At 70.7% G+C, this 23,275-nt stretch carries 22 protein-coding genes; 14 read left to right on the forward strand and 8 right to left on the reverse strand.

Going from position 1 to position 23,275, the window contains the following annotated elements:
* Positions 1-37: 37 nt before the first annotated feature.
* Both ACFFIO_RS13175 and ACFFIO_RS13180 read right to left on the reverse strand, forming a co-directional pair.
* The gene (locus tag ACFFIO_RS13175; RefSeq protein WP_378042456.1) at positions 38-1,162 is read right to left on the reverse strand and encodes an iron-siderophore ABC transporter substrate-binding protein; all 1,125 of its coding nucleotides are present in this window, start codon (positions 1,160-1,162) and stop codon (positions 38-40) included.
* A 209-nt stretch (positions 1,163-1,371) separates the two neighbouring features.
* A complete protein-coding gene (locus ACFFIO_RS13180) occupies positions 1,372-2,349 on the reverse strand; it encodes a cation diffusion facilitator family transporter (protein ID WP_378042458.1) in 978 nt (325 codons plus the stop codon).
* Between the two features lie 261 nt (positions 2,350-2,610).
* On the opposite strand from ACFFIO_RS13180, the gene ACFFIO_RS13185 reads away from it, so the two are divergent.
* The 3 genes from ACFFIO_RS13185 (at position 2,611) to ACFFIO_RS13195 (ending at position 4,166) form a co-directional block, all read left to right on the forward strand.
* On the forward strand, positions 2,611-3,306 hold the full coding sequence (locus tag ACFFIO_RS13185; protein ID WP_378042729.1) for a ubiquinone/menaquinone biosynthesis methyltransferase: 696 nt from the start codon (positions 2,611-2,613) through the stop codon (positions 3,304-3,306).
* Positions 3,307-3,407: 101 nt separating this feature from the next.
* Positions 3,408-3,809, forward strand: a complete 402-nt coding sequence (locus ACFFIO_RS13190) for a hypothetical protein (protein WP_378042459.1) — start codon at positions 3,408-3,410, stop codon at positions 3,807-3,809.
* Between the two features lie 84 nt (positions 3,810-3,893).
* Positions 3,894-4,166, forward strand: a complete 273-nt coding sequence (locus ACFFIO_RS13195; RefSeq protein WP_378042461.1) for a hypothetical protein — start codon at positions 3,894-3,896, stop codon at positions 4,164-4,166.
* A 39-nt stretch (positions 4,167-4,205) separates the two neighbouring features.
* Here the strand turns inward: ACFFIO_RS13195 and ACFFIO_RS13200 are convergent, their stop codons facing one another.
* A complete protein-coding gene (locus ACFFIO_RS13200) occupies positions 4,206-4,652 on the reverse strand; it encodes a MarR family winged helix-turn-helix transcriptional regulator (protein ID WP_378042463.1) in 447 nt (148 codons plus the stop codon).
* Positions 4,653-4,735: 83 nt separating this feature from the next.
* On the opposite strand from ACFFIO_RS13200, the gene ACFFIO_RS13205 reads away from it, so the two are divergent.
* On the forward strand, positions 4,736-5,779 hold the full coding sequence (locus tag ACFFIO_RS13205; protein ID WP_378042464.1) for an endonuclease/exonuclease/phosphatase family protein: 1,044 nt from the start codon (positions 4,736-4,738) through the stop codon (positions 5,777-5,779).
* Between the two features lie 10 nt (positions 5,780-5,789).
* Here ACFFIO_RS13205 and ACFFIO_RS13210 read toward each other — a convergent pair whose 3' ends face one another.
* Positions 5,790-6,263, reverse strand: a complete 474-nt coding sequence (locus ACFFIO_RS13210) for a MarR family winged helix-turn-helix transcriptional regulator (protein ID WP_378042466.1) — start codon at positions 6,261-6,263, stop codon at positions 5,790-5,792.
* 103 nt (positions 6,264-6,366) lie between these two features.
* Between ACFFIO_RS13210 and ACFFIO_RS13215 the strand changes: the two genes are divergently transcribed.
* From ACFFIO_RS13215 to ACFFIO_RS13225, 3 genes are read left to right on the forward strand one after another with little or no spacing between them, the layout of a single operon-like run.
* Positions 6,367-7,626: an MFS transporter gene (locus ACFFIO_RS13215; RefSeq protein WP_378042469.1), complete on the forward strand. Its 1,260-nt coding sequence runs from the start codon at positions 6,367-6,369 to the stop codon at positions 7,624-7,626.
* A 53-nt stretch (positions 7,627-7,679) separates the two neighbouring features.
* Positions 7,680-8,402, forward strand: coding sequence for an ABC transporter ATP-binding protein (locus tag ACFFIO_RS13220; protein WP_378042470.1), 723 nt, complete (start codon positions 7,680-7,682; stop codon positions 8,400-8,402).
* The gene (locus ACFFIO_RS13225; protein WP_378042472.1) at positions 8,399-9,817 is read left to right on the forward strand and encodes an ABC transporter permease family protein; all 1,419 of its coding nucleotides are present in this window, start codon (positions 8,399-8,401) and stop codon (positions 9,815-9,817) included. The genes ACFFIO_RS13220 and ACFFIO_RS13225 overlap by 4 nt, the downstream gene beginning before the upstream one ends.
* An 85-nt stretch (positions 9,818-9,902) precedes the next feature.
* Here the strand turns inward: ACFFIO_RS13225 and ACFFIO_RS13230 are convergent, their stop codons facing one another.
* Positions 9,903-11,501, reverse strand: coding sequence for a S1C family serine protease (locus tag ACFFIO_RS13230; protein WP_378042474.1), 1,599 nt, complete (start codon positions 11,499-11,501; stop codon positions 9,903-9,905).
* 269 nt (positions 11,502-11,770) lie between these two features.
* Here ACFFIO_RS13230 and ACFFIO_RS13235 point away from each other — a divergent pair, with 269 nt between their 5' ends.
* From ACFFIO_RS13235 to ACFFIO_RS13260, 6 genes are all read left to right on the forward strand, one after another.
* A complete protein-coding gene (locus tag ACFFIO_RS13235; protein WP_378042731.1) occupies positions 11,771-12,499 on the forward strand; it encodes a response regulator transcription factor in 729 nt (242 codons plus the stop codon).
* 6 nt (positions 12,500-12,505) lie between these two features.
* A complete protein-coding gene (locus ACFFIO_RS13240; RefSeq protein WP_378042475.1) occupies positions 12,506-14,248 on the forward strand; it encodes a sensor histidine kinase in 1,743 nt (580 codons plus the stop codon).
* 40 nt (positions 14,249-14,288) lie between these two features.
* Positions 14,289-14,786, forward strand: coding sequence for a DUF2975 domain-containing protein (locus ACFFIO_RS13245; RefSeq protein WP_378042477.1), 498 nt, complete (start codon positions 14,289-14,291; stop codon positions 14,784-14,786).
* The gene (locus ACFFIO_RS13250) at positions 14,786-15,043 is read left to right on the forward strand and encodes a helix-turn-helix domain-containing protein (protein WP_378042479.1); all 258 of its coding nucleotides are present in this window, start codon (positions 14,786-14,788) and stop codon (positions 15,041-15,043) included. Before ACFFIO_RS13245 ends, ACFFIO_RS13250 begins: the two co-directional genes overlap by 1 nt.
* Positions 15,036-16,160: an NAD(P)/FAD-dependent oxidoreductase gene (locus tag ACFFIO_RS13255; RefSeq protein ID WP_378042481.1), complete on the forward strand. Its 1,125-nt coding sequence runs from the start codon at positions 15,036-15,038 to the stop codon at positions 16,158-16,160. Before ACFFIO_RS13250 ends, ACFFIO_RS13255 begins: the two co-directional genes overlap by 8 nt.
* A gap of 322 nt (positions 16,161-16,482) precedes the next feature.
* Entirely contained in the window at positions 16,483-17,526 is a 1,044-nt protein-coding gene (locus ACFFIO_RS13260; RefSeq protein WP_378042732.1) for an LLM class flavin-dependent oxidoreductase, read from the forward strand.
* Between the two features lie 134 nt (positions 17,527-17,660).
* On the opposite strand, the gene ACFFIO_RS13265 is transcribed toward ACFFIO_RS13260, so the two are convergent.
* Positions 17,661-20,582, reverse strand: coding sequence for an FAD-binding and (Fe-S)-binding domain-containing protein (locus ACFFIO_RS13265; RefSeq protein WP_378042483.1), 2,922 nt, complete (start codon positions 20,580-20,582; stop codon positions 17,661-17,663).
* A 124-nt stretch (positions 20,583-20,706) separates the two neighbouring features.
* On the opposite strand from ACFFIO_RS13265, the gene ACFFIO_RS13270 reads away from it, so the two are divergent.
* Positions 20,707-21,285 (forward strand): DUF2087 domain-containing protein, encoded by a 579-nt coding sequence (locus ACFFIO_RS13270; protein ID WP_378042485.1) that lies wholly within the window; start codon positions 20,707-20,709, stop codon positions 21,283-21,285.
* Here the strand turns inward: ACFFIO_RS13270 and ACFFIO_RS13275 are convergent.
* Both ACFFIO_RS13275 and ACFFIO_RS13280 read right to left on the reverse strand, forming a co-directional pair.
* Positions 21,282-22,208: an aspartate dehydrogenase domain-containing protein gene (locus ACFFIO_RS13275; RefSeq protein ID WP_378042486.1), complete on the reverse strand. Its 927-nt coding sequence runs from the start codon at positions 22,206-22,208 to the stop codon at positions 21,282-21,284. The two genes, ACFFIO_RS13270 and ACFFIO_RS13275, sit on opposite strands and share 4 nt — an antisense overlap.
* Before the next feature lie 98 nt (positions 22,209-22,306).
* Complete coding sequence (locus ACFFIO_RS13280) at positions 22,307-23,251, reverse strand: ArgP/LysG family DNA-binding transcriptional regulator (RefSeq protein ID WP_378042488.1); 945 nt, start codon at positions 23,249-23,251, stop codon at positions 22,307-22,309.
* Between the last annotated feature and the right edge of the window lie 24 nt (positions 23,252-23,275).

Here is a 23,275-nt window from a genome sequence, read left to right on the forward strand (position 1 = left end):
TCATCGGACGGTGTTCACTGGGCTTCTTCTCGCCAGACTATTCCGCGCTGTCGGCCTGCTCGGCCGCGGCGGCGATGTCCGGCACCACGTTCTCCAGGGCCCACGGGATGGACAGCGGAGAGGCGGCCGAGGTGGACAGGACCTCCTGCTCGTCGGTCTGCACCACGAGGGTCTCGTCCTGCACGGCCGGGATCTTGGACAGCAGCGGGTCGGCGGCGATGGCCTCGGTCACCGACTCGTCGGTGGCCGAGGTGACGAGGATGTCCGAGTCGAGTTCGTCCGCCCGCTCCGGGGACCAGGTCAGGTAGAAGGCGTCCTGGGCCTCCTCGTTGTCCGCGAGCACGGGGGCCAGCTCCATGCCGAGGGAGCTCAGGAACTTCGGCCGGTTGTCCGCGGCCGTGAACAGGTAGATCTGGTCGGCGGCGGCCGGGTCCACGGTGCCGGTCAGGAAGGTGGTGCCCTCCAGGGCGGGGAACTCCTCTGCGGCCTGGGCCACCTGCCCCTCCACGTCCGAGATGACCTCCTCGGCCTTCTCCTCCTTGCCGAGAGCCTCACCGATCAGGCGGGTGGAGTCCTGCCAGGCCGTGGTGAACGCCGCGGTGTCCTCCGGGTAGGCCACCACGGGTGCGATCTCGGAGAGCTTGTCATACTCCTCCTGCGTGATGCCGGAGTAGGCGGCGAGGATGACGTCCGGTTCGGTGGCGGCCAGGGCCTCGAAGTTGATGCCGTCAGCCTCGGAGTACTGCTCCGGGGCCTCGCCGCCGGCCTCCTCCAGGGCCGCATCGAACCAGTCGGTGGACTGGTTCTCGTTGCCGCCGTATTCGGTGGCCGCCACGCCCACGGGCACCACGCCCAGGGCCAGTGCGACATCCTGGTTCACCCAGGACACGGTGGCCACGCGTTCGGGCTGCGCCGGGATCTCGGTCTCGCCGTAGACGTGCTCCACCGTCCGGGGGAAGGTGGCGTCCGAGGCCGCGGACGCATCGGTGGAGCCGGAGGCCTCGGTGTCCGAACCGCCGGCCGGGCCGGTGGAACAGCCGGCGAGCAGGGCGGCACTCAGTGCCAGGGAACCCACGGACAGGGCCCGACGACGGGTGGTCCGGTGGGGGGCCCGGCGGAGGGTCGGAGCACTGGCGGTGGGGGAGAGAGGGGCTGAGGACACGAGGCGGCCTTTCGAGTCATTGGCAAACGAGGGTGTTGCCTAATTGCTGTAGGTTAGCCTAGCCTAACAACATGTGCAGCCGCCGTGCGGGGTGGCAGCACACTGCAGTTGGGTCAACGGTGGACGTGCCCAGCGACCGCACCGGATGTGCGAGCCCTCCCAGGTTTCCGGTGCAGTCGCTGGGCACGCGTCGTTGCGGTGGCGGAGGATCAGCCGGCGTCCGGCTGGACGAAGTCCGGCAGCCGCGGCACGGGCATCACGACCACGTCCCAGACCATCCAGTCCACTGACCGGCAGGCCTTCTCTGCCTCCTCGATCTGGTCCAGGCCGACGTGATCGGATCGGGGGACCACGAAGACCTCGATGTGCAATCGCCGGCCGAGATCCCGCACGCGGCAGCCGGCCTGATCCACCCACGGCAAGGCCTGCATGGCGTGGATGGCGCCGGCGATGGCCGGATGCGGAGCCTTGTTGTCTGGCGTGGTGGCCCGCCTGTCGATCAGGTCCAGGACGGCGGCCCGCAGGTGCTGGACGCCATCCTTGAGGATGTCCACCGAGATGACGAAGGCGGCTGCGTAGTCCATCCACCACAGTCCGAGGCCGATGCCTGCCACGCCCACGACGGACGCGGCGTTGGTGAGCCAGTCGGCCTTATTCATGTTCGCGTCGGCGAAGAGCACCTTGTCGTTGAGGATCGGTGCGACCTTCAACTTGGCGCGCGCCAGGAAAATCGGTGGAAGTGCAATGACCGCCATCACGCCCATCATGATCCAACCGAGCCAGACGGTGTTGCCGAACAGCTGCACCGTGCCGACCGTGGGGTGCTCGGCGGTCACCAGCCTGCTGACAGCCTCGTAGGCCAGGAACCCACCGACGAGGGTCAACGCCACGGATGAGACCAGGTGGCCGATGCCGGCGGCGCGGTGGACCCCGTAGGGACGCCGGGCGTTCTGGCGGAACCGGCGGATGGCGAGCAGGGAGACCAGGAAGGAGATCTGCGGGATCGTGGAGAGCATGTCCTCGATCCAGGCCGTCTTCATGGCCTGGGAACTGCCCAGCACGAAGGCGACCAGGGTGATCGTGCAAGCCGTGATCCCCAGACTGAGCCACTCCAGGCGCACCGCCTTGCGCAGTGCCTCCTGCTGCTCACGAGGCAGGTCCCAGCCGATCTTATGGGGATGGTCCATCGACTTGCTCATCACGGCATCACCCTAAGCCGCCATCAGCGCCGCCCGCCATGCGCCGAGCACACGGACAACCCATGGGCCGATCCATGGTTGGGCCCTTGGGGCGTCCGGCCGGAGGCCGGCTGTCGTCCCATCGGAGCGGCTCGCCAATCAAGAATCCCGCCGGGAGCGGCTACCGTGGAGCGGGTGAGCACACGCCAGCCAGCCTCAGAGAACCCATGGTCCGATCGGTCTGCGGACAACGCGACGGAGTCGGGCGGGGTGCCAGCGGACCATGGGACGAAGGTGGCCTCGATGTTCGATGGCATCGCTGGCCGGTATGACCTGATGAACCTCGTGATGACGTGGGGGCAGGAGCCGCGGTTCGTGCGCCGGACGGTGGAGAAGGCCGAGCTGCCGGACCGCCCGGTGGTCCTGGACCTGGCCACCGGCACCGGGGACATCGCCTTGGAGGTCTTGCGCTCACGCTATGGCGCCCAGGTCACCGGCGCGGACTTCGCGCCCGAGATGATGGAGGTGGGCAGGAACCGGCCGGGTGGCGGGCAGGTCGACTGGGTCGAGGCCGATGCCATGGACCTGCCGTTCGAGGACAACACGTTCGATGCCGTCACCCACGGCTACCTGCTGCGCAACGTGGCTGACATCCCCACCACGCTGGCCGAACAGTTCCGCGTGCTCAAGCCCGGCGGCCGCATGGTCGCCCTGGAGACCTCCCCCGCGCCGGACAACATCATCAAGCCGTTCTCCACGGCGTACATCAAGTACGTGGTGCCGCAGATCTCCCGGCTGATCACCCGCACCCCGGACGCCTACGAGTACCTCTCCGCCACCAGCCGGGGCTTCAAGACGCCTGCCCAGATCCAGGCACTGCTGGGGGACGCCGGCTTCGAGGGGGTGGGGCACGAGACCCACCTGTTCGGCACGCTCGCGATCCATTGGGCCACCAAGCCCCTCTGAGCACCTCCGCTCGGCACGCCAGCCGTTCACCTTCCGCAGGGGCGGTCCTAGGCTGGGAGTACGCCGGTGCTCCGGCATCGGCAGTCCCTTGGAGGAATGCCATGCGAGACGAAGAGATCCACGAGAACCAGAAGATCCACGTGCTGGAGAAGGACAAGACCGGGTTGTCCCCCGGATACCGCCTGCTGTGGCGGATCCGCTATGCGGCCAATGACGTCTACGGCCCTGCGAGCCGGCAGGCGGGCCTGAACCCACGGGAGGCGCTGCGGGTGGAGCGGGCCCAGCGGGTGGCCGCCGCCTACCGGGCCCAGGGTGAGGAGCCGCCGCCGGCCATCCGCAGAGCCGCTGGCGAGGAGGGGGTGACGGAGTCCTGGGACGACGCCGGCCACGGCCACCATGGTCAGCCGCCGAAACCCTTCCAGGAGGGTTATCGGTATTTCATGCTGAAGGACGGCGAGGAGCCTCCCGTCATGCGGCCGAACGAGACCGGGGACAAGACCTGATCCAGATTTCAGTTAGTGGGCTAACTAAAATAGACTGGCTTCGGCCACCGTAGCCGTGGTGGATTCCGAACCAGGGGGAACCTGATGACCGAGCAGAGCCCACAGCACCAGCCGAACAGGCCCACACGCCAGAAGGCCTACTCGGTGGTGAGGGACAAGACCGGCCTGGGTGCCTGGTTCCGGTTCCAGTGGAGGTTCATCTACATCGCCTCCTGCACGTTCGGCCCGGCCAGCCGCCAGGGCACGCTGGACCCCCGCAAGCAGCTCCAGAAGGAGCGCGCGGTGAAACTCCTGGAGGGTTACCGGAACACCGGTCAGCAGCCGCCCGCCGAGTTGCTGGCGTTCACCGGCCTCTGATCCGCCGCCGGCCGTACCGGGAATCCCGGCCGCGCATGATCACGGGTGGACGCGCTGCATCAGGGTCGTCATGAGCCGGTGCAGGTCCTTCAAATCGGCCTCGTCCATCTGCAGCCGCTGCATCATCTCCACCGGCACCTGCTCGGCCTGCTGGCGCAACGCACGGCCCTCCTCGGTGAGTGACAGGGCGAGGCCGCGGCCGTCGTCGGGATTCTTGGCCCGCTGAACGTAGCCCAACGCCTCCAGGCGTTTGGTCAGCGGGGACAGGGTGGCAGGCTCCATATGCAGCAACCCCGCCAGTTCTTTGAGGGACAGGGGTGCGTGCTGCCAGAGTGCAAGCATCACCAGATACTGAGGGTGAGTCAGCTTCAGCGGTTCGAGCACGGGCCGGTAGGCGGCGATCACGCCTCGGGACGCCACGGACAGCGCAAAACAGATCTGGCTTTCCAGGGCCAGGGGATCCGTGATGGGAAGCGGTTCGTCCATACCTCTAGGATGCCTGATGTGTCCGGATGCGGGCTCCCGGTGCCCGTGTGAGTGCGGATCCGGCCGGTGAGAGGAGTCCCCTGGTGACAGGACCGCATGGTTCCCGACGGCGGCGCCTCCGCCGGGCGGTCCTGGTCACCTGCGTGGTGCTGGCGGTCCTCCTGGCGGTCTTGCCCCATCCGGCGATCACCCGGCCGTGGGTCATGCCGGCCCTGCAGTCGCTTGTGCCGGTTCTCTGCGCGGTGGCCGGGGTGATCGCGCTCCTGGTACTGGTGTTCCGTCAGTGGTGGGCGGCCGGCGTGCTGGCCGCCGGTGCAGTGCTGGGGCTGTTGCCGACGTTGGTGCCTCTCGGTGCGCTCGGGGTCGGCTTCGGGGCCGGCGTCGAGCGTGGTGCGGAGGCCGGCGTCGAGGCAGGCGAGTTGACCGTGCTGAGCCTCAACGCCGAATACGGCGGCGTGGACCCCGCCGCACTGGCCGCGGCGCTCGGGGACGGCGGAATCGACGTACTGGTCCTCGTGGAGGCCGACGAGGACCTGGTCACGGCCCTGCAGGAGCAAGGGGCGCTGGACGGTCTGCCGTACCGTACCGAGACCATCCCGGACGAACCCCAGGGAGGAACCGCGGGCGGTGCGGTGATCCTCTCCGCTCATCCGCTGCGGTCCGAGGGAGTCCTGCCGCGCTTCGCCACCCACCGTCACTTCGAACAGCCCGTGGCGGTGGTCGAGCATCCGGAGCTGGGTGCCGTGCGGGTGGTGGGCATCCATCCCGTGCCGCCGATCGGAGACGACTTCGTCCCCTCATGGGACGCCACGCTCCGCGGGCTGGATGGCTGGCAGGCCGCGCACGCAGACCCACCCCTGATCCTGGCAGGGGATTTCAACGCAAGCCATGCCCACCCCCAGTTCCGGGCCCTGGCTGACGGGTTCACGCCCGCCGCGGCAGCTGCCGGTCCGTTCCCAGGGCCCACCTGGCCGGTGGGGTCGTGGTTGCCGCCCTTCACGGCCATCGACCATGTCCTGCTGAAGGGGCTGGTGCCGTTGGACTACGAACGGCTGGACTTTCCCGGAACGGACCATCGGGGCATCCTCACCACGGTGGTAGGAGAACGTGTCACGGGGGGAGGGTGACGGGGGAAGCCTAGTCTTCAGACGGCGTGTTTGCGCGGAACAGTTCGGACATGGCCTCCGCCACGTCCTCGGCCGTGTCCTGGCCGAGGACGTCGATGAAGGCCTCCCGGGTGAGTCGGGCAGCCAACCGGGTCAGTTCGTCAGCCAGCCTGCGCCCCTCGGGGGTGAACTCGAGGAACGTCACGCGGCGGTCGTCGGCGCAGGCGGCGCGGGAGACGAGCCCACGCTGGGTCAGCTTGTCCGCCAACTTGGTGAAACCACCGGTTGAGAAGGATGCCGCCCTGGCCAGCTTGGCCATCGGGGCGCGGAGCTCTGGCTGGCGATGCAGGTTCAGCAGGACCTGGACCTCGGCCTCTGACAACGAGAACCGTTCGTTGATCGCCCCGTGGATCCGGCGGTTGGTGACCTCGAAGCCGTTGATGACGCGTCCCCAGAGCTCGACGGCGTGGTCGTCCCGGGTCTCCCCGGTGTCCGCGCTGGCCATATGCACCCGTCCTCACGATTAGTTTCCAGCATGCTATCTTTCGAGGAAGTAACACGCAAGGTCCTCGTATAGGGTTGATGTGGTCAAAAGAGGAGCGCACGTCATGGGCGAGGTCGAAGCGGCGAAGACGGTGCCCCGTCCCGTGCCGCGGATCACCGGCTTCCTGGCCACCGTCATCGTGTTCTCGGCGGTCAACGCGCCCACCATGCTCTACGCGGCGTGGCGCACGGAGATGGGGTTCTCCGCCACCGTCCAGACCCTGGTCTTCGCCGTCTACGTGGCCGGGCTGATCCCCGGACTGCTGGTCACGGGGCGCCTGCTGAGCCGCTACTCCGCCCGCTCGCTCCTGCTGGTGGCCACCGTGGTCTCCGTGGCCGGCGCACTGGCGCTGTCCGTGGCAGCCGACCCCGGTCTCCTCCTGGCTGCCCGCGCGGTCCAGGGCCTGGCTCTCGGAGCGGTGATGTCCGCCTCGAGCGCCGCCCTCTACAGCGCCGTCCCGTCCCGGCCGAGGTCCTTCACCGCACTGCTGGTCACCCTCACAGCCATCGTGGGGGCCTGCCTCGGGCCCATCGGCGCCGGCCTGCTCGCAGATGCCTCCGGCGGGACCACGGTGCCCATGCTGGCGGCGGCCGGAGCGGTGGCGGTCGCTGCCGTCCTCCTGCTCGCCCACGGCCGGTCCGCGCTCCCCGCGCTCCCCTCAACCGTCGGCCCGACGCCGGCCCCGCCCGTCCCGCAGCCCGCCGCTGCCCCGCAGCCCGTCTCCGAAGCGGTCACGGCCCCGTCTCCCGCACCGCGCAGTCACCTCATGATCAGCCTGACCGCAGGCACCAGCTGGGCCATGGCCGGCCTCTACCAGTCGGTCGGGCCGAGCATCATCGGCACCGCACTGGGCATCGACAGCCTGACCCTCCTGGGGCTGATCGTGGCCACCATGCTTGCCGTGGCCGGCCTGGTCCAGGTGCTATCCCACCGCATGCCGATCCTCCTCGGGCGCCGGCTCGGCCTCTCGTTCCTGATGGTCGGCATCGGCGGCTTCGCCGCCATGCTGGCGACCGGGCAGGTGTGGCTGGCGGTCATCGCAGCGGTCGGGGCCGGCATCGGGCACGGGTTCACGTACCTGAGCGCGACGCAGGAGATGGGCGAGCTCAACCGGCGCGAACCGGTGCGGGCCGCGGCCAACATGAGCCGGTACTTCACCGTGGCCTACCTCTGCATGGCCGTGTTCACCGTGGCCCTCGGCATGGTGGGTGACCTGTGGGCCATGGTGCCCGCCGCGATGGCCCTGCTGGGGCTGCTGGCCGCCGGCTGCGTGGCGATGCTGTTCTCCGGGGGTCATCCCACAGGTGGACCCGCCGCGGCCTAGGTTCGGAGCCTGGTCCGATGCCGGCAGGGGGTGCCCGGCGGGACAGTGGAGACATGATGAATCGACCCGCACCCCTGCTCACCGCCCGTGGCCTGAGGAAGTCCTACGGCACCACCCATGCCCTCGATGGCGTGGACCTGACCGTGCACGCCGGGGAGTCCGTGGCCATCATGGGCCCCTCCGGCTCCGGCAAGACCACCCTGATGCACGTGCTCTCGGGAATCCTGTTGCCCGACGCCGGCTCGGTGCTGTTCACCGCGTCCGGCGCCGAGCCGACCGAGATCACCACCCTGAACGAGGAGGCCCGCGCCCGCCTACGCCGCGAGCGGCTCGGGTTCGTGTTCCAGGACGGGCTGCTGCTGCCCGAGCTGACCGCCCAGGAGAACGTGGCCCTGCCGCTGCTGCTCTCCGGGGTGCCCCGCCCCGCTGCCGAGGCCCACGCGGCCCAGTGGCTGGCAGCCCTCGGCCTGGACGGCATGCAGACCCGCCGTCTCGGCGAACTCTCCGGCGGCCAAGCCCAGCGGGTGGCCATCGCCCGCGCCCAGGTGGCTGATCCCCAGGTCGTCTTCGCCGATGAGCCCACCGGTGCCCTCGACTCCGCCACCTCGGCCTCCGTCCTCGACGCCCTGCTCGACTCCACCGTCGGCCGCGGCCGCACCCTCGTCGTGGTCACGCACGACCAGGCCACCGCCGACCGCTGCTCCCGCCTCGTGCGCGTGCAGGACGGACAGATCATGGCCGACTCGGCGGCGGCTGCCACCGGAGGTGCGCGATGAGGAACGAGACCATCCATCCCGGCGCGACGCCGGCCGGTCACCTCACCGCAGTCCCCGGCCGGCCACCGTCGTCCTCGGGCCGCGGGGCGTCCCGTGGAACCGCCACCCTGCTCAAGCTGTTCCTGGGCAAGCTGTTCTCCGATCGTCAGGTCTGGGGGCTGCCGGTCACCGCGTTCGCGATCGTCGGCACGCTGGCCCTGCTCGTGGCCGGCGGTGCCGCCTCGTTCTGGACCATCGAGGGGGACCTGGCCGGCTTCTACCTGATGCTCTCCGTCTTCGCGCTGATGCTGCTCGTGTTCCCGATGGCCGGCCTGGCCGGGTCCGCGGCCAAACTCCTCGCCCGGCGCCGGGACGAACGCCTGTCCTCCTTGCGCCTGTTGGGTGCCGGGACGGGAACGGTGCGCACCCTGGCCGTCGTCGAGTCCGTGGTGCTGGCCGCGGCCGGGCTGCTGCTCGGTGTGGTCGGCTACCTCGTGTTCATGCCGCTCGTCGGGCTGATCCCGTTCGCAGGGCGGCCGATCGGGCTGGAGGGGATGTGGCTCGGCACCGGCTGGCTCTTCGCCGTGGTCGGCGCCCTGCTGGTGATGGCCGCCGCGAGCTCGATGGCCGGGCTGCGGCGGATCGAGATCACCCCCCTCGGCGTGCGCACCCGCCAGGAGGCATCCAAGGTCCACTGGGTCCGCGTGGTGCTGGCCGTGGCGGGCCTGGCGCTGGCGCAGGTGGTGCTCAACGCCTTCGGGGCGGCGAACATGATGGTGCTGCTGATCATCATGCTGGTCGGCTTCAGCCTGCCGATGATCGCCCTGCATTTCATCGGTCCCTGGCTGGTGGGCGTGGTGACGCGCCGGACGTGGCGCCGCGCAGACACCGCCGAGAAGCTCGTGGCCGCCCGCAACGTGCTCGAATCCCCGCAACAGGCCTGGCGGCAGATCGGCGGGCTGGCCGTGACCGTGTACATCGGCGTGGTCGGGGGAGCAGGCATGGGGCTGGCCAACTCCGTCTCAGCCGACGGGATGCGGACCGAGGACCTGATGTTGGTGGCCGACCTGCGCACCGGAGTGCTGTTGACCATGCTCATCGCCTTCGTGCTGACCGCCTGCTCCGTGGGCATCACCCAGGCCGCGCAGGTGCTCGATCGCGCGGACATGTACCGGGGCCTGGGACGGCTCGGCATGACGGAGTCGAGCATGGAGGCCATCCGCCGGCGTTCGGTGATGGGGCCGCTGTGGATCGTGCTGGTGTTCACCCTGGTGGCCGCCGTGGTGACGACCCTGCCGGTGATCGGCGCCGCCGTGATCTTCAGCCCCCTGTCCATAGGCCTCGTGGCGGCGGTGCTGGTGCTCGGCGTGGTGCTCGTCCGGCTGGGCGTCACCGCCTCCCGGCCCACGTTGCGCGGAGTGCTGGCGGAGGGCTGATCAGCCGGCGTTGTGTCTGGAGGGATTCACTCCGGGGAGCGGGTTTTCGGTGAATCCCTCCAGACTCAACGTGGCGGTGCCGGTCTCAGTTGACGGTGCTCTCGCCCAGGTCCAGGTTGGCGGTGTGCTCGGCGCCGTCGGCGTCCGTCCAGACCAGGCTCACGGAGTCGCCCGGGTCCAGCGCGCTGACCTGATCGGAGAGCTCGGAGGAATCGGCCACCGCCGTGCCGTCCAGGACCGTCACGGTGTCACCGGCCACCAGGCCCGCCGACTCGGCCGCGGATCCCGGGGCGACCTCCACCACGAGCGCGCCGGAGGTTGCGGAGTCGGTTCCGCCCTCCCGCGATCCCCGCGAGCGCGGATCCGCGTACTCCTGCTGTGCCGCGGCGGCGGCATCCGTGATCGTGACGCCCAGGGCACCGGAGGAGCCGACCTGCACGGTGTCCGACTCGGTGCCGGCCAGGATCTGGTCTGCGATGCCCAGGGCTTCGGTGATTCCGACGGCGTAGCCGTTGACCTGCTCGGATGTCTGGCCGGTGGAGGCCGCGGTGCTCATGCCGACCACCTGGCCGTCACCATCCACGAGGGGGCCGCCCGAGTATCCGGGCACCACGTCCGCGTCTGTCTCGATCAGGCCGGTCAGGTCCTCGGTGTCCCCGAGGCTTGCAGCGGAGATCGACTGATCCACGGCAGTGACGTTGCCGGACACGGCGGTCAGGTAGCCCTGGCCGGAGCCGTTGCCGATGGCGGCCACCGACTCCCCGGTCTCCACACCCGCGGCATCGACGCTGATGGTCTCCAGGTCGGCGGCATCCTGCAGCTGCAGGACGGCGACGTCATGGGTGGCGTCCCGGCCGACCACCGTGGCCCGGTAGGTCTCCCCGGTGTCGGAGACGGTCACCTCCACCTCCGAGGAGCCGTCCACCACGTGATAGTTCGTCAGGGCGAGCCCGTCGGAACTGAGCACCATGCCGGTGCCGGCCCCCTCGCCGAGGTCGGAGGCGGTGTTGACCTCCAGGATGCCGTCCGCGTCGGGGACCTCGACGCCGGCGTCCACCTCGGTGCCGGCGGCACCCCACTCGCCGGCCGATCCGGCACCACCGGGCCCCGCGTCGTTGCGCTCGGGCCCGCCGAAGGAGTAGCCGCCGTTCGGCCCGTTGGGGATCTCCGCGCCGCTCCCCGCGTTGCCCTCCGGACTGACGTCCGTGCCGTCATCGGTGCTGTCCACCGTGTTGTCATCCGCCGGGACGGAGGTGCCGTCGTGGACGTGGTCCAAGGTCTCGGCCAACGTGGCCGGGTCGGAGACGGTCTGGGCGGAGGCGCCGGAGGTCGGGTCCGCTACGCCGGCGGACACCGGTGACGAAGCGACATCCGGGGTGCCCTCGCCGACGGACTCGGCCACCACGCCGCCGATCCCCCCGGCCACCATGAGCCCGGCCACGGCCAGTGTCGCCACCGACCACCGGATCCGGCGTGGCCGGTCACCCGTGGCGGCGTCCGGGTGGCCGACCGCCGGATCGTTGACGGCTGGGGTCTCGGACCCAGCACCTGGCGCAGCATCGGCAGACAGGATGGGCAGCGCGGCGGTCTCGGGGTGGGGCCGGCCGGCGGGCCGTGCGTCCGCGGGCTGTCCGCCGGAAGGCTGTCCGGCGCTGTCGGGGGTGGTGGGGCCGGTACCGGTCATGGCGTGCTCCTGGGGATGGGGTTGTCGGTGATTCGTCCATACATCACCACCGCCATCTCGGTGCCACGTGTGCCCTTCCTGTGCCTGCCCTGTGCATCACAGCCGGACGGGATGCCCGCCTGGTGATCCGGCGTCCGCGGCACAGGCTTCACAGCTGCAACACAGCTTCGGCTGGTGTCTCTGACAGGATCGCGGGCTGAACTGGGACCATGGCAACCATGAACCCTGAATCCCCGGTCGGCTCCCGGTCTTCCACGCCGGCCACCTCGATGGCCGCCCTGCGTGAGGTGCTGCCCCAACTGGCCCATCCGGACGGATCGCCGGTCCGGGCCCTCGTGGTGGATGACGAGCCGATGCTCGCAGATCTGGTCTCCATGGGGCTGTCGCTCTGCGGCTGGGAGGTCCGGGTGGCGCATGCAGGCCGGGCCGCCGTCGAGGCCGCTCGGGAGTTCGGCCCCGATGTGCTGGTGCTGGACTGGATGCTGCCCGAACTCGACGGAATCGAGGTACTGGCCAAGGTGCGTTCCTTCCGTCCGGGGATTCCCGCCCTGATGCTCACGGCCCGGGACTCCGTGGATGATCGGATCCGTGGGCTGGCGGCAGGCGGTGACGACTACGTCACCAAGCCGTTCTCACTCGAAGAGGTCCTGATCCGACTCCACCGGCTCGTCCAGCGCACGGGTGTCATGGCACTGGACGCCGACGAACTCGTGGTCGGGGACCTGAGCCTGAATGTCCGCACCCGCGAGGTCAGCCGGAGTGGTGAGGCGATCGAGCTCACCGCCACCCAGTTCAACCTGCTGCAGTACCTCATGGAGAATCCGCGAGCCGTGTTGTCCAAGGCTCAGATCCTGGACCACGTGTGGGACTACGACTTCGGCGGGCAGGCGAACATCGTGGAACTGTACATCTCCTACCTGCGCAAGCGGATCGACGCCGGCCGCGTCCCCATGATCCACACCGTGCGCGGTGCCGGCTACGTGATCCGGCCGGCCTGAATGACCGTGACACCCCGTCCCCGCCAAGCCCCCACACCCGGGGCCGACGCCGGCCGGCCCACTCGCACGGTGGCCTCGCCTCGGACCGCTGGTCCTGGTGCCGGCCGCAGCCGGGCCAGCCTGGCATTGCGGACCATGCTCGGGGTCGTGGTGCTGCTGGCCATCGTGCTGGCCGCCTTCACGGTGACCTCCTTGGTGCTGAGCGGGCGGGCGGTGGATGCCCAGCTGGAACAACGCGTGGACCAGGCCTGGGAACGGTCGTTGACGTTCCTGGGCGGCCCCGAGGGACTGTCCCCGGGGCCAGCGGACGGACAGCCGAACGAGGGGGACGCTCCCCGGGGTGAGTTCGACCGCAGCCCGCTCGAAGCTCCGGGCCAACCGGCGGGGATGCTGGCCCTCGTGGCGGTCGGCGACACCGTATTGAGCGCCGACAGACTGGATGCGGACGGCCGGGCGGTGGAGCTGTCCGACGCCGATGTGCAGATCCTGTCAGCCGTCGTCGAGGAGGCGGGCGCTGCCGATCCCACTGCCGCGGATCCCGCTGTGGAGGGTGTGACCCGGACCGTGGGCCTGGAAGCCGGTCGCTACCTCGTGAGGGCCCAGGCGGTGGACGCCGTCTCTGGCACCGGTCAGGTCTCGCCGGCCGTGGCGGTGGCGGGCTTGCCCACCTCAGAGGTGGACGGGACCAAGGCCACGCTCGCCTGGGTGCAGGTTGTCGGTTCCCTGGCCGCCCTGGTGGTGGCCGGCGTCGCCGGATGGTGGTGGATCCGGAGGTCGCTGCGCCCCCTTTCGGACGTCTCCCGTGCGGCGGCCCGCATGGCGGAGGTGCCCATGGGCGCCGGTGACGTCTCGCTGGCGCAGTACAGGGTCCGCCACGACCTGGCTCAACCGGGGGATGAGGTCGGGGACGTCGGGCATGCCTTGAACCGGCTGGTGGACTCCGTGGACGGGGCCTTCGAACAGCGCAACCGCTCCGAGCGGCGGCTGCGGACCTTCGTGGCGGACGCCTCCCACGAATTGCGCACTCCGCTGGCCGCCGTGCGCGGCTATGCCGAGATGGTGAGCCTGACCGAGCCGCTGACCGAGCGGGGAAGGGAATCGGTGGGCCGGGTGCTCACCCAGGCTGACCGGATGGGCTCGCTGGTGGAGGACCTGTTGCTGCTGGCGCGGCTGGATGCGGCGGAGGCCGAAGGGGGCACCGGCGCCGGCGCTGCCGGGGACCGACAGGCCGTGGACCTGGGCGAGATCGTGGTGGACGCCGTCATGGACGCCACCGCCGCCGGCCGGGACCACCACTGGGAGGTGGACGTGCCGGAAGCGGCGGTGGTCGTGGCAGGAGACGGTCGCCAGCTGGCACAACTGGTGGCCAACCTCCTCTCGAACGCGCGCAAGCACACCCCCGCCGGGACCACGGTGTCCGTGCGGCTGGACGCGGAAGGACCGGCCGGCGTCGGGAGCGGTCCGAACGCGGCTGGTGCCGGCATCGAAAGGCGCGGGGCCGGTGGCGGGGCCGCGGTGCTGACCGTGGAGGACGACGGACCCGGCATCGAACCAGAGCTGCAGAACGGATTGTTCGACCGCTTCGTCCGCGGTGATGCGGCCCGAACCGGGATGGAGGGGTCCACGGGGCTGGGGCTGTCCATCGTCCGTTCCGTGGCGCACGCCCACGGCGGCGAGGTCTCGGTGGAGTCGGTTCCGTGGCGCACGGTGTTCACCGTTGAGCTGCCGATTGCTTCATCTATCGTTTAGCGATAGATTGCCATCGAAAAGCAATCGATGGAGGTTCGTCATGCCCGCTCCCGTCCCCCGGTCACTCGTGGTCATCCTGCGGACCATGCTGGTCCTGGCCGCCACCGGTTCCCTGGTCGTGCTGGCGGTGATCCTGCCGCTGCTGTGGATCGACCTCGAGGGCGTCTCCATGGCCTACGCCATCCCTTTGATCGCCTCTCTGGCCCTGGGCGTGGCCTGCCTCCAGGTGGTGGGGGTCTGCATCTGGCGCCTGTTGACGCTGGTGCTGCGCGGCCGGATCTTCTCCCGCTCCGCGTTCCGTTATGTCGACGTCATCACCGGAGCCGTGGCGGCCGGCGGTGTACTCCTGGTGGTGATCGGCGTGGTCCTGAGCGAGGGAACGGCCGCCCCCGGACTGGTCCTGCTGATCGGCGGGGCCGCGCTGCTGGCGTTCGCGGCGGCCCTGACGGTGAACGTCGCCCGGCGGCTGCTGGCCCAGGCCGTGGAGCGTGACACCCAAGCCAGGCGGCTCGAGGACGAGCTCTCGGACGTGATCTGATGCCGATCATCGTGGACGTGGACGTGATGATGGCCCGCCGGAAGATGTCGGCCGGCGAACTGGCGGAGGCCGTCGGGATCACCCCGGCGAACCTGGCTGTGTTGAAGAACGGCCGGGCCAAGGCCGTCCGGTTCACCACGCTGGCCGCCTTGTGCCGCGTGCTGGACTGCCAGCCCGGTGACCTCCTGCGCTGGGAGGCTGCTGGGCGGGCTGCTCCGGAGGGCGATCGCCGGGAGGACGGGGATGGCGGTGAGTGAACGGAACGCTGAAGTAGACGTCTTGGTGGTCGGGGCGGGCCTGGCCGGACTGCACTGCGCCACCCAGCTGGCACGCGCCGGTCATCAGGTGCTGCTGGCGGAGCGCCGCCCCACGCTGACGGGCACCGTCCGGACCACCGGCATCTTCGTGCGCCGGACCCTCGAGGACTACGCGCTGCCCGAGGAGCACTTGGGGCCGGCCATCCGCCGCATGGTGCTCTATCCGCCCGGGCTGACGGGTCCGGTGGAGTTGACCAGTGATCGGGACGAGTACCGGGTCGGGGACATGGGGCCGCTCTATGTGGCGGCAGCCCGCGATGCCGTGCGAGCCGGCGTCGAGCTGCGGCTGGCCACGCGCTTCACCGGCCAGCGGGAGGGCACCTATCTCCTCGAGGACGCGGCGGGCCCACTCCTGGTCCGGGCCCGCTTCGTGGTCGGTGCTGATGGCGCTCGGTCCAGGGTGGCGCGGGACCTGGGGCTGAGCCGCAACCGCCACCTGCTGGTCGGGGCCGAGGAGGTCTTCGCCGACCGACCTGACGGCTCGGACCCCGCCTTCCACTGCGTGATCGATCCGAGGCTGGCCCCCGGGTATCTCGCGTGGGTGCTGCGGGACGGCGAACACGTCCACGTGGGCACGGCCGGCCATGCCCACCGCTTCCCGCGAGGCCTGTACAGCGCCCTGCGCTCCTTCCGCGAGCGGGCGCCAGGGCTGGAGGGCGTCGAGAGGCCGGAGCAGGTGGAGAAGAGGGCCGGCCCGATCCCCGTGGGCGGCGTGCTGCCCCGGATCGCCTCCCCGGCCGGACTGCTCGTGGGCGACGCCGCCGGTGCGGTGTCCCCGCTCACCGCCGGTGGGCTCGATCCGTGCCTGCGGCTGTCCGGGCATGCCGCCGAGATTCTGGACGCCGCCCTCCGAGCCGGCCGGCCCGCGGAGCTGGAGGCCTATGACGGCCACGCCTTGCGGGCCAGATTCCGCAAGCGGCTGCTCCTGCGCAAGGGCCTGGACGGGCTACGCACGCCGGCTCTCGCCACGAGCGCCTTCGCCGTGTTGAGGACGCCGCCGGGCCGGGCGCTGGCGCGGCGGATCCTCTTCGGCAACGGCTCCTTCCCGCTGCCTTAACCCGTGTCCAGCCCTCTGCCGTAGCCAGTCACCAACCAATTGAGTCGGCAGTTGTGGTGGCGATCCCGCCCCGGACCGCCACCACAACTGCCGACTCAATGCAGGGCCGCCAGGAAAGAAGTACAAATCTCAAGGAATGGAACAGGTCGGGTCCAGTGTTCACCCTGATGTGACCGAGAATCCCAGACCCCAGCCGCAGCCGGCGCCCGAGCATGCACCCCCTCCTGCCGAGTCTGCACCCACTCCTGCAGCGCAACCCACAGTGCACCCTGCAGCGCTCGCCGCCCCGCGGCCCAATCCCTCCACCGAGCGCGCCGACTCCGTGCTCGCCGGCACGGTCGAGTTCGGGCTGCACACCTTCGGCGACGTCACCCAGGGACTCGACGGACAGCTGCTGGACCACCCCCAGGTGCTCCGCAACGTCGTGGCCGAGGCCGTGCTCGCAGATCAGGCCGGAGTGGACGTTATCGGGATCGGCGAACACCACCGCCCCGACTACTCCGTGTCCTCGCCGGAGATGGTCCTGTCCGCGATCGCCGGACAGACCGAGCACATCAAGCTGATCTCCGCCGTCACCGTGCTGTCCTCGGATGACCCGGTCCGCGTCTACCAGCGCTTCGCGACTCTGGATGCCGTCTCGAACGGCCGCGCCGAGGTCTCCCTGGGCCGCGGCTCCTTCATCGAGTCCTTCCCCCTGTTCGGCTATGAGCTCTCCGACTACGAGATGCTCTACGAGGAGAAGTTGGATCTCTTCGCCCGCCTGCGCACTGAAAAGCCGGTGACCTGGCAGGGCAACACCCGGGCCGCGCTGCAGCGCCAGTCCGTGTTCCCGACGACGGCCCACGAGTTCGGCCTGCCCGCCTGGGTGGCGGTGGGCGGCACCCCGACCTCGGTCGTGCGCGCGGCCACCTACGGGCTGGGGCTCGAGTTGGCGATCATCGGCGGCACCCCAGATCGGTTCAAGCCCTTCGCGCAGCTCTACCGCCGCGAGATCGACGCCCGCGGCTTTGAACCGCGCCGGGTGGCCCTGCACTCCCACGGTTTCGTGGCCGCCACGGATGAGGAGGCCGCCGAGCGGTACTACCCGTACTGGGAGGCCTCCATGCGCAAGATAGGCGCCGAGCGTGGGTGGCCCGCGCCGACGCCCACTCAGTTCCGTCAGGAGATCACCCATGGCGCCCTGCACCTCGGGTCCCCGGAGACGGTGGCCCGCAAGGTGGCCCTGAGCATCCAGACACTCGACGCCGGCCGCTTCGGCATGAAGTACGGCAACGGCCACCTGCCCCACGAGTACATGCTGGAGTCGATCGAGCTCTACGGCTCGAAGGTCAAGCCGATGGTGCTGGACATGCTCGCCGGTTCCTGACTGGACAGGCTTCTGACAGAAAAGGCTCCTGACGAAAACTCGTTATGAGAACGGCCAGCGTCGTTCAGTCCGGCGTGTCTCGACGTCAAGCGTGTCCGTAACGTGGCGGGGTGGTCAGGCGACGCCGGGTTGGGTCAGGACGCCCGCAGGGCCGCCGCGATGACCTGGACCAGATGGCGGCCGTCGAGGTCCGCCAGGTCCTTCACCTGGGTGCGGCAGGAGAATCCGTCGGCCAGGATCGGCTTGTCGGGAGAAGCCTCCGCCTTGGCCAGGATGCCCTGCTGGGCGATCGTCTCCGAGACCTCGTAGTGCCCCTGCTCCATGCCGAAGTTCCCCGCCAGGCCACAGCAGCCGTTGGAGGTCTCCACGTCGCAGCCCATGGCGTCCAGGATCGCCTCGTCCGCGGAATAGCCCATGACCGCATGGTGGTGGCAGTGGGGTTGGACGAGGAGCCTCCCGTCCGAGCCCTGGACTCGAGGCGGCGTCCAGTCGAGTTCGGTCAGCAGTTCGGCCACCGTCCGCACGGCCGACGCCACCTCCCGTGCACCGGGGTGCCCGGGCAGCAGCTCCACCAGGTCGGAGCGCAGCGTGGCGGTGCAGCTGGGCTCCAGCCCGACGACGGTCTGCCCCGCCCGCACGTACGGCAGCAGGATCGCCACGGTCCGGCGCAGCTTCTCCTTGGCCGCCGTGAGCTGTCCGGTCGAGATCAGCGTCAGCCCGCAGCAGGCCTGCTCACCGGTCGACTGCCCGATCACTTCTACCTCACACCCGGCGGCGTCCAGCACCGTCAGGGCATCGGCGGGGATCTCCGGGGAGAGAGCGTCCGAGAAGGAGTCCACCCACAGCACCACCTGACGACGGCCGGAGCCGGACGGCGCCCGTGTCGCCTCCGCTGACCACCGGAACGGCGCCCGCGGCAGCAGCGGCAACGAGCGCCGGGTGTCCGCCCCCATCAGTGTCATCATCGCCCGGCGCAGCACCGGCACCCGGCCGGCGGCGTTGACCAGCGGAGCCATCGGTGCGGCGAGCCGCAGCCAGAACGGCAGTCGGCCCAGGGTGTAGTGGGCCAGTGGCCGCACTTTGCCCCGGTAGGTCCGGTGCAGGGTCTCGGACTTGTAGGTGGCCATGTCCACGCCGGTGGGACAGTCGCTGGCGCAGGCCTTGCAGGACAGGCACAGGTCCAGGGCCTCGTGGACCTCGGGGGACTCCCACCCGAGCGTGACCACCCCGCCGTTGAGCATCTCCTGCAGCACCCGGGCCCGCCCGCGCGTCGAGTCCTTGTCATCCCCGGTCGCCAGGTAGGACGGGCACATGAAGGTGCCCTGCTCGCGCAGGTCCGCCCGGCACTTGCCGATGCCCACGCAGCGGTGCACGGCATCGGCGACCGAGCCGTCGTCGTCGGCGAAGGCGAAACCATCCGTGGCCCGCTGCTCGGAGGAGGCGGGGCGGCGCAGGGCGGTGTCGATCGGATCCGGGTCCACCACCACCCCCGGATTCATCAGCCCCGCCGGGTCGAACAAGGCCTTGAACTCGGCGAACGCGGCCAGCGCCTCCGGCGAGTACATGACTGGCAACAGCTCGCTGCGCGCCCGCCCGTCCCCGTGCTCACCGGCCAGGGACCCTCCGTACCGGGCCACCAGCTTTGCAGCGGACTCCATGAACTCCCGGAACTCGGAGGAGCCGGAGGCGAAGGGGAAGTCGATGCGCATGTGGATGCAGCCGTCACCGAAGTGCCCGTAGGCCAGGCCGGAGAGGCCGCGGGAGTCCATGAGCTCCTTCAGGTCCCGCAGGTAGGACCCGAGGTGCTCCGGGGGCACGGCGGCATCCTCCCAGCCGGGCCAGGCGTGGGCCCCCGCGGCCGTCCGCACGGCCAGCCCGGAGCCGTCCGCGCGGATCTGCCACAGCCGCGCCGCTTCCGGACCGGAGGGCAGCACCACCGCTTCCAAGCCGTGGGCGGCACGGACCATGGCCTCCGCGGCGGCCACCGCCTCGGCCGTGTCCGCCCCGCCGACCTCCACCATCAGCCAGCCGCCGCCGGCCGGCAGCTCCGGCACGTCGTCCCCGCCGGGGGAGCGCCGCACCACCTCGACCATCTCGCCGGACAGGCCCTCCAGCGCCAACGGCCGATGGGGCAGCAGCGAGGGGACGTCATCGGCCGCCGCGGGCATGTCCGGGTAGCCGATCACCGCCAGTGCGGGCGCCGGCGCCCGGGGCACCAGCTCGACCTCGGCCTCGAGCAGCACCCCGCACGTCCCCTCGGTCCCCACGAGTGCTGCGGCCAGGTTGCGCCCGTTCTCGGGCAGCAGGTGCTCCAGGCTGTAGCCGGAGATCTGCCGGTCGAACCGGCCCAGCTCGGTGCGCAGCACCTCGAGGTGCTGCTGGACGAAGGACTCCAGCCCGGGTACCTGCTCCAGCGCCTCGCGCCCCGGGACCACGTCCAGGATCCGCCCGTTGGGCAGCAGCCAGCGCAGGCGGCGGACGTTGTCCGCGGTCCGCCCGTAGGCCAGCCCGTGGGGGCCGCACGCGTTGTTGCCGATCATCCCGCCCAGGGTGCAGCGGCTCGCCGAGGACGGGTCCGGCCCGAACCTCAGGCCGTGCGGCGCCGCGGCGGCCTGCAGGTCCGTCAGCACCACCCCCGGTTGCACGACGGCGGAGCGCGCCTGGGCGTCGATCGAGACGATGCGGTTCAGGTGCTTCCCCACATCCAGGACCAGCCCGGGCCCGACGGCATTGCCGGCGATGGAGGTGCCTCCGCCCCGCACGGTCACGGGAAGCCCGTGCCGGGCCGCGATCCGCACGGCGGTCACGACGTCGGCCTCGTCCAGCGGGCAGACCACCACCCGTGGGGCGATCCGGTAGTTGGAGGCATCCGAGGAGTAGAGGGCGCGGCGCAGCGCCGAGGTGTGCACCTCGCCGCGCAACTGCTGCTCGAGCTCCCGGACCACGACATCGGCGCCGGGACCGGCCTGCGGATCGGTGGTCGGGCCGGTGGCCGGGCCGTCGTTCTGGAGTGCGGTCGGCTGGGTGTCTGGATCCAGGTCCGTCTCAAGGTCCATGGGTGGGGTTCCTTCGGGGTGCGGGCGGCATCGGGTCCTGTCCCTGCACTGTGCCGGACCGCGAGGACACGGGCAAGCATGGAAGACCCTGTCTGTTGTCCCGGGCTTGGGCAATACTGGGGTCATGAGTGATCCAGCCAACACTCCCGCCGCCCCGTCCCCGCACCCCTCCGACGCCGCCCCCGACTGGAAGCCGATCCTCGCCGCCCTCGGCAACGAGGCCGCCCGCACGGTCTTCGCCCGGGCCGCCCTCGGCATCCTCGACCCCGTGGCCCGCGGGGACCTGACCACCAAGGAGCAGAAGTCCGTGGAGGGATGGCTGAAGCTCGGCATCCTGACGGAGGATGACATCGGCTCCGTCACCGTGGACGGCAACGCCCTGCGGGCGCCCCTGATCGTGCCCGCCCGTGGTGGTCAGCGGGAGGCGAGGGCCGGCGTCGGGAAGTTCCTGGTGGACGGACGCGGGCCGCGGATCGACACGATGCCCGCCTCGCCGGCCGAACGGACCGAAGTGCTGCGGTGGGTGCGCGACCATGCGCTGGAGCCCGACGAGGTCCTCACCGAGGTGCAATTGAACCAGCGGCTGCACGTGTTCCACCCGGACGTGGCGATGCTGCGCCGCTATCTCGTGGATGCGTCCCTGCTGGAGCGCACCGCGACGGGCACCGAGTACGCGATCCCGGCGGATTCCCGCATCCCCTAACCGCGGCGGGCGAGGACTTCACGGATCGTGCGGGTCACCGACAGGGCCGTCATGCCGGACGTCTTGGGGTTCTCCGGGCTGGGCGCCGACTCGAAGGTGAGCTCGATCCGCCCGGCAGGACCGGTGGCCAGGATCTCGTGACGGCTGCGCACGGCGGCGGCGTCAGCGACCAGCTCCACCTGGACTCGCTCCAGGGACCGCCGCAACAGTTCCGCGTCCTCCGGCCCGTCACCACCGACAACGCCGCCAACCCCGACGCCGGCCCCCGGCCGCCCGCGCGTGGCCCACGCCAGCCCGACGGCGACGTTGACGTTGGCGGGGAACCGCTCGATGGCCTCGGCGGGACCGCCGGCGAAGACGGTCAGGGGGCCGTCCTCCGGGCGCAGGCCGTGCAGCCGGTCCACCTCGTCCGGGGTCATCCAGGGCCGGAGCAGAGAGGTGGGGAGCTTGGTGGTACGGATGCGGACCGAGTCCAGGCCGTCCGCATCGGCCGCCGCGGCGAGGACGTCGAAGCCGCCGATGGCCCCGTTGGTGACCCAGAGCCGCCCGGGGCCGGCCAGCAGAGTCCGTGCCAGGTCCGGGTCGGCGAGGGCTCCGACGCTGGTCAGGACCAGGTCGGTCCCGGCGGTGATGACCCCGGGGCCGTACTCACCGGCTGGGGCGACGCCGGCACACTCCACCACCAGGTCGGCCTCCGCCAGCGCCTCGGGCCACGTGGGGCAGTCGGTGTCCTCGCCGGTGGTGACCAGTTCGACGCCCGGGATGGTCCGGTGACCGTGCGAGGCCACGTCCCGCTCCGCTGCCCGCAGCTGCAGCAGGCCGGCGTCCCGCTCCGGTCCCAGCAGTGTGGCGACGTGGCGGCCGATGGCGCCGAAGCCCAGCAGGAGCACGCGGGCGGGTGAGGGCCGAACGGTCTGGGACATGTGGGGTCCTTCACGGAAGAGGTCTGGGATCAGAGGGGAAGATCTGGACCGGCGTGAGGCCGTCCGGGGCTCCCAGTCCACACCATCGCCGCGACTGATCAGGCCATGTTGCGTGCCGCCTGCTGCACGGCGGCGGTGAGCCGGTCCAGGGCCTTGGTTCCGGCGGACCAGCGCTGCCAGTGCAGGGTCACGCGGGACTGTCCCAGTTCGGGGATGGCCACCAGGTCTGGGTGGGTGCCCTCCAGGACACCCTCGGGCAACTGGCCGGTCGGGATCATGCCCCAGCCCAGTCCTGCGGCCACGGCGGCGTTGAACCCGCCGACGGTGGGGACCTGGTGGAGCGGGGGCCCGGCGGCGCCCGTCCCGTCGCCGCCCGGGCCCATGCCGCCTGCGCCGGAACCGGACTGTTGGCCGGACTGGCCGGCGCGCCACGCGGCCAGCCGGCTGCGCTGCAGGCTGTCCCGGGTGCCGAACTCCTGCACGGGGACGGCCCCGAAATCCACGGACCCGTCCTCGCGGCGGTATCGGTCCAGCAGGGCGGACGCCGCCACCGCGTGGTAGTCCATGGCGCCCAGCTCCATCGAGAGGCAGCCCGAGACCGGTGCCGGGTCCTCGGTGATGGCCGCGATGACCGTACCGGAGCGCAGCAGCTCATGCGTGTGCTCCTGGTCCTCGAGATGCAATTGCAGCACCGCATCGTCCCAGGTGGCGGCCTGCCGCAGCACCTCCACGAACCAGGTCGCCATTGAGTCGGCGTTGACCGCCACGGACAGCACCGTCCGCCCGCCGGTGCCCTGGCCGAGTGAGCGCCTCGTCTCATCCTCGAGCACCGCCACCTGCCGGGCGAGGCGCAGCATCCGGTCCCCGGCCGAGGTGGTGCCCACCGGGACGGTGCGCGTGAGCAGGACCTGGCCGGCGTCCTTCTCGAGCGCTTTGATGCGCTGGGAGAAGGCGGACCCGGAGATCCGCAGGGCGGCGGCGGCAGCGTCGAAGGTCCCCTCGTCCACGGCGGCGGCCAAGGCTCGTAGGTGGTCAGTGTTCATGAAGCAAAGCTTAATACCCTGAAG

This window comes from Citricoccus parietis (genome assembly GCF_042433045.1).
In the GTDB taxonomy this organism is placed as follows: Bacteria; Actinomycetota; Actinomycetes; order Actinomycetales; family Micrococcaceae; genus Citricoccus; species Citricoccus parietis.

Coding starts and splice junctions, on each gene's coding strand:
- ACFFIO_RS13275 (WP_378042486.1), bottom strand. CDS start 22,208: ATGTCCCAGACCGTTCGGCCCTCACCCGCCCGCGTGCTCCTGCTGGGC.
- ACFFIO_RS13225 (WP_378042472.1), top strand. CDS start 8,399: ATGAGGAACGAGACCATCCATCCCGGCGCGACGCCGGCCGGTCACCTC.
- ACFFIO_RS13180 (WP_378042458.1), bottom strand. CDS start 2,349: ATGGACCATCCCCATAAGATCGGCTGGGACCTGCCTCGTGAGCAGCAG.
- ACFFIO_RS13220 (WP_378042470.1), top strand. CDS start 7,680: ATGATGAATCGACCCGCACCCCTGCTCACCGCCCGTGGCCTGAGGAAG.
- ACFFIO_RS13245 (WP_378042477.1), top strand. CDS start 14,289: ATGCCCGCTCCCGTCCCCCGGTCACTCGTGGTCATCCTGCGGACCATG.
- ACFFIO_RS13200 (WP_378042463.1), bottom strand. CDS start 4,652: ATGGACGAACCGCTTCCCATCACGGATCCCCTGGCCCTGGAAAGCCAG.
- ACFFIO_RS13235 (WP_378042731.1), top strand. CDS start 11,771: ATGGCCGCCCTGCGTGAGGTGCTGCCCCAACTGGCCCATCCGGACGGA.
- ACFFIO_RS13215 (WP_378042469.1), top strand. CDS start 6,367: ATGGGCGAGGTCGAAGCGGCGAAGACGGTGCCCCGTCCCGTGCCGCGG.
- ACFFIO_RS13270 (WP_378042485.1), top strand. CDS start 20,707: ATGAGTGATCCAGCCAACACTCCCGCCGCCCCGTCCCCGCACCCCTCC.
- ACFFIO_RS13250 (WP_378042479.1), top strand. CDS start 14,786: ATGCCGATCATCGTGGACGTGGACGTGATGATGGCCCGCCGGAAGATG.
- ACFFIO_RS13195 (WP_378042461.1), top strand. CDS start 3,894: ATGACCGAGCAGAGCCCACAGCACCAGCCGAACAGGCCCACACGCCAG.
- ACFFIO_RS13230 (WP_378042474.1), bottom strand. CDS start 11,501: ATGACCGGTACCGGCCCCACCACCCCCGACAGCGCCGGACAGCCTTCC.
- ACFFIO_RS13210 (WP_378042466.1), bottom strand. CDS start 6,263: ATGGCCAGCGCGGACACCGGGGAGACCCGGGACGACCACGCCGTCGAG.
- ACFFIO_RS13280 (WP_378042488.1), bottom strand. CDS start 23,251: ATGAACACTGACCACCTACGAGCCTTGGCCGCCGCCGTGGACGAGGGG.
- ACFFIO_RS13265 (WP_378042483.1), bottom strand. CDS start 20,582: ATGGACCTTGAGACGGACCTGGATCCAGACACCCAGCCGACCGCACTC.
- ACFFIO_RS13190 (WP_378042459.1), top strand. CDS start 3,408: ATGCGAGACGAAGAGATCCACGAGAACCAGAAGATCCACGTGCTGGAG.